The 4,745-nt window shown below is 38.8% G+C and carries 3 protein-coding genes and 1 pseudogene; all 4 read right to left on the bottom strand.

Translation table 11 applies throughout. From position 1 onward, the window contains the following. Window positions 1-2,156, bottom strand: a 2,156-nt coding sequence (locus ACFILW_RS08880) for a DUF6990 domain-containing protein (protein WP_375685592.1), incomplete at its 3' end; no start/stop codon positions are given. A gap of 5 nt (window positions 2,157-2,161) precedes the next feature. Next, a complete protein-coding gene (locus ACFILW_RS08875) occupies window positions 2,162-2,626 on the bottom strand; it encodes an SMI1/KNR4 family protein (protein ID WP_375685591.1) in 465 nt (154 codons plus the stop codon). Between the two features lie 107 nt (window positions 2,627-2,733). Then, on the bottom strand, window positions 2,734-3,198 hold the full coding sequence (locus tag ACFILW_RS08870; protein ID WP_375685590.1) for an SMI1/KNR4 family protein: 465 nt from the start codon (window positions 3,196-3,198) through the stop codon (window positions 2,734-2,736). 20 nt (window positions 3,199-3,218) lie between these two features. Beyond that, window positions 3,219-4,745: pseudogene (locus ACFILW_RS08865) on the bottom strand (HNH/ENDO VII family nuclease); the annotation flags it as partial.

The raw sequence follows: 4,745 nt of genomic DNA, 5'->3' as shown, positions 1-4,745 counted from the left end.
TCAAAATTAAGCTGTATATCTGGAATATCTTCCGTGTGGGTAGGATCAATGAATTTACAAGCGGTGGAAAGAATGCCAGTACTAATCATAAAAGCGCTATCAAATTGTGGGTAATCTTTGGCAATTTCGTCGTTATAAAGAATGTCTACTTCACGATCAGCCAATTGATAGCTTGCCATATGGTCATTCTCATTGATTTTCTCGGTTGACCAGCCTAGGCTTTTTAAAAGTGCATGAGCACTTTCCATGGTGAGACGATCATCAGTGTCATCTGCTTCATCCACTTCCTCTGCCACTTCAACAGAAGTTGTTTTAGAAGCAACAGATGCTGCTTGTGGATCCAAGCTTAAAATCGGAGCGTTTTTTGGAAAACCCGCTCGATAACCCCGCGCAAGAGTAAGAGCGTTGTCAATATCATATTTTGTGATAGTATCTACAAAGCCTAGACGGTTTTTTCTTTGAAAACTCTCCTTATAAAACTTAAGTTTTTTGACATTGCCAGTCAAAATAAGTGCAATAAGGTGAAATTCTGCAAGGAAAAATTCACTTTTTGTTGGCAACGCCGTATAATCATAGATGATTTGGTTGGTGTTTTGGTTATCAGCCCATTTAAGAATATCCACACAGATTTGCTTTAGTTTGCCTTCTTCAACTTCAACACTAGAAACTGTATAAACTTCTTCTGCCTCTTTGAGAGCTATATATTGAGGATTCTCGGGAAAAACATCCCTATGAGCAGTGGAAAAGGCAAGTGTTGAAAGTGAAGCCTTGAATATAAGGATCGGTGTTTTTCCTTTTGTATCAAGGCTGTACATTATATTAATGATACGGTCTTTGCTTATAAAATAGGCATTACAATTATAATTTTTGTTGCGATAGACTGTCCAGTTCATCATTTTTAATATTTCAGAAACTGTATTAAGGAGAGCCAAAGATTGTACACCAATACGTGCATCTGCCGCCTCTCGCTCCTTTAAAACGGTCAGATGTCCTTCAGCAAATTGAACAGCGTGATTAACATATTTTTCCACATCATCGTCATCTAAATATTCAGAAATCGTACCTGCTTTTACGGCATTTTGATAGGATTTCAGGACATCAATTTGACCTGTCAATGCTAAACAAGCCAAATGCCAAATCACAGCTGGATAATAGCTATATTTTTGGATAAGCGTTTTGCTTTCTATTGATGCTTGTAAATCTTGGGCACGTGCCCACTGTATCACCCGCTCAGAGATTTTTGTCAACTCTTGCTCATTCAATATCTCTACACAAATATCAATTCCTTTATCAACACCACTAAAAACCCCTCCCTCAATCGTATTAAAAGACTGATAAATATTTGTAGCTGATATCTGCCTACATTTTCTACTATCGTGAATATAATGGCAAGCTACAGAAATATCTTCGTTGGAGATCCCTGCTTCAAGATGAACATTATAATCATAATGAAGACGGATAAAACCAAAATCAAATTGAATAAAACGATCCGGCAAAACTAACCACATTTTCCCAGGCTCTGTGGCAAACCATCCTTGGGTTTTAAGAATGTGCGTTGCTGCTGTGAGACTCATCAAACGCTGTTTCGGTTTTTTGCGTGCTAAAATGTCATCCAATTCATTATTTTTATAAGCTTCAGCAAAAAAGATCATACGCTCAACCTGTGTCATCTTTTCATAATCAGAAAACTCTGGTACACATAATTGAGATATAGATTTGTAATTCCTTAAAGCCTTAATATCGCCGAGTAAGGCTTTTGCAACAAGAGAATGATTAGCAGATTCTTCATGTAATTTTTGCTCAATATCTTGTGCGTGCGCCCAAACTAACACTTTATTCAAAGCTACCTTAACGTGGTTTTCAAAAAATTCTAGTGCTGTAACTCCAAAATTCTCTTCTGAAGAAATCAGCTTATCCTCATATTGGTATCGCGATTTCTTACCGTTAGCGTATTCCCAGCCAAGACAATAGGCAGCTGTAGTAAGACTGACAGAAACCCACAATCTTCCGCTATCCCGTCCATAATCTATAACACCATAGTGAATACGCACGATACGATCAGGGAGATGATAATAAGCAAACATATCATCCATTTCATCGCGATGAGGCTCCCAGCCAAGTCTTTTTAAAATCTCTGTTGCATCTTTGGTTTGCATCGTCATTACCCTGCGTGCTCTTTAATTCTTTTACAGAGAAATTCATAAAAATTACTTGCGTAATACTGAGGATCGCTAGGTGGAAACTTAAGATAGAGCGGACACTCTCCATCCTGAAACTGAGAGTAATCAAAGTAAAAGGTTTCACCAAAATCTGTTCTATTGACAACAAGCTGCTGTGGTTTTGCCAAACCATTTTTTATATCCGTCAAATGATAGAAAACAATATCACCAGCAGGACACTTATCAAAACTTGCGTTATAAATGCTAAAAATTTCATAACCTCCAATTTCTCCTCCTCCATAATTTTTTAAAAAACTTTTGTAGGAAGATGTGAATTGTAAACCAAGAGTTCTCTCAGCTTTTTCAATCAATATATCATCAGGCGCATCCTCCGCAGTGCCAAAGTCGATAACATCCGGATACTTATTAATTAATTGTGCAACATCACCTAAAGTATAAGTTTTCATAGATTATCCCCCCTAAAAAATATTAACGATGCTTGCATTCTTGAAAAGAAAAAAATAATGGTGGTTTAACATTGCAATTTGGAAGTAAAACCACCATACAAAGAAATTTACTTCAAATTATCTGTAATCCTTTTACAGAGGAATTCATAGAAGTTACTTGCATAATATTGTGGATCCTTGGGTGGAAAATCAAAATAGAGCGCACATTCTCCATTCTGAAATTGAGAATAATCGAAGAAAAATGTCTCTCCAAAATCGGTTCTACTAACAATAAGTTGCTGTGGCGTTGCAAAACCATTTTTTCTATAATTTAAGTTTTTATAAACAATATCATCACTACGAACAATCTCAAAGTTTGTATCATAAACGCTACATATTTCCTCACCACAAATTTCCCCTCTTCCATAGTTTTTTAAAAAACTTTTATAGGAAAACGTAAACTGCAAACCAAGAGTTTTCTCTGCTTTTTCAATCAGTGCATCATCAACTGCTTCATCTGTAGAGCCAAAATCGATACTATCGCTATATTTATCAATTAATTGTACAACATCATCTAAAGTGTAAGTTTTCATAATTTGTTCTCCATAAATTGTTATTTTCTAGTTGCTATATCTTTATTTTCATAACCTTTAGCACGTTCTTTCCAGTATTTCTGTCTCCACAAAGCAAATGCATCCCTATCAATAGCTGATCCCATTGTGTTAGGATTAATGTGAATAGCAGAATGATCTTTATTATGAAACGCATTTGTAACTTCTGCTATGGGACCATCATGTGTTTGTAGCATATGGTGTAATTCAATAGGCTCGTTATCGAAACCTATAGGTGCTCTTCCTGTTTTCATTCTTTCAATATTTGTACCTGTCACTTTTTTCTTGTTGACTGTCCAACTAACAATCTGGTTAGGATCAAACAGTTTTTCGCTCTGATAAACTTTGTTTGTCTGAGTGATTTTTTCTCCATTGTTCGTTATTTCAAGCCCAACCTCAATAGGTTTTGACCAGAATTTTTTTCCTGTCCAAAATATTGAGTTGCAATAGCTTCATCGCTCATTTTTTCTAGCGATTGTGCAATTTCTTTCCCCACATGCGCAGTATTTACTTCAGAACTAGTTGCTCCCGTTATAGCCGCTTCTTCAGCTTTAGCAGCAAATTTGATGAGATCTTTTTCTACAAGCTTGCCCGCAAGCTTTACGCCTCCCTTGGCTGCTGAAACAGCACCGTCAGTAAGCACTGTAGAACCCACTATATAAGCCACATCTCCTAATGGTTTACCTAGCATTTCGCCAGATTCAGCACCAGCACTGAATGCGCCATCCCCTCCTTTCTCCATTGTTTCATGTATGTGATCTATATGCCCCCAAAAGGAATCCTTAACTCCTCCCCAGAATTGACCAGCTCCTTCCCAGACATCATCCAACATATGCCCACTCGTGGCCCAAGATGTTGCTGTTCCAATGCCTTGAAGAATATTTTGAGAGATCTCATCAACTGAACTGTTTCCTATTGCCAGACCTAATTCTTTAACGTCATGAGCTGTCTCAGATATTTCGCTTCCTATTGCTTTGGCGACACCAAAAATCGTACCCTTCGCAAAACCTATCTCAAAAATTCTATCTTGCTCTTCACTAATCTCAAACCATTTTTCGTTAACATCTCTTCGACACTGATCATCAGGGCACTCTTCTAACTCTTTCTTCATCTGAGCGCGTTGTGCACTACCCAAAAAGTTATTTGCAGCGGCATTACCAGCGGCATCAGCGCCGGCATCAACATCGCCACCGGCAATGGCAGCGGCACCCCCCCCCCGCAGCCCGTGCAACATCAATGGTGTGGTCTCTAAAGTCAGCAAACTGCGCATTAATCTTTGCGTTTATACGCGCTTCCTCTTCCGCAGTTGGGGTGCGACCGTTTAGATCCCCCATTTCCTCTTTCACAATGCCTTGCACCCATAATTGAAACTGGAGCATAGCAGTGGCTTCACCCACAGCACCCCCCACAGCACCGGCCGTGCAAGCACCACTCGCAACAGCGCCTTTTAAACAGCCAAGACCGGCGTGGGCAACGATCTGTGTGACCGTGTCTATTTTGCCTTCAGCCTTGGCGGTACCGATTTCTTC

The organism is Bartonella sp. TT110JLCBS (assembly GCF_042193405.1).
Taxonomy (GTDB): domain Bacteria; phylum Pseudomonadota; class Alphaproteobacteria; order Rhizobiales; family Rhizobiaceae; genus Bartonella.
Note: the sequence above shows the minus strand (reverse complement) of the source record. Positions and strands in the feature narration are given on the sequence as shown.